We start from the raw sequence: 468 nt of genomic DNA on the forward strand, positions 1-468 counted from the left end.
CCGCGGCAGTCGCCGAAACGGGCATCAATGCGCCGTTCGGTTGTGGCCACCAATTCGCCGTTCAGGGCCAAATTGAAAGAAAACCGATTCGGGTCAAGCGAAGGGTTGCCGAGCGAGTCGATGAGCGCCAGCGGATCGAAACGAACTACGGCGGGCAGATTGGAGAAAACGCGCGGCACATTCACGTTCTCAAGGAACGCGGAACGATCAGCGCTCCCGACTGCACCCAAGTCCGCTTCCGTCGGACGCAGGGCGACTCTCGCTTCGTGGATTTCCCCGGAGGCGTTCGCCGAAGAGAGCAGAGCATTCTCTGCGTTTGATCCGGACTCCACGGCGGCATCGGAAACAACCGAGCGGGCGTCGTTTCCATTTATCTCGTTTCTCAAGCGAACGCTCTGTCGAATGACGAGCGAGGGGCCGTCGTAGGAACGAACGACCGTCTCCTCGGGAGTGCGGGCATTCGTCGAC

At 60.5% G+C, this 468-nt stretch carries 1 protein-coding gene; it reads right to left on the minus strand.

The features are described 5' to 3' along the window. On the minus strand, positions 1–468 hold a 468-nt coding region (locus H6A60_RS12535; protein WP_205105142.1), incomplete at both ends, for a hypothetical protein.

It is taken from the genome of Sutterella massiliensis (assembly GCF_016899755.1).
In the GTDB taxonomy this organism is placed as follows: Bacteria; Pseudomonadota; Gammaproteobacteria; order Burkholderiales; family Burkholderiaceae_F; genus Sutterella; species Sutterella massiliensis.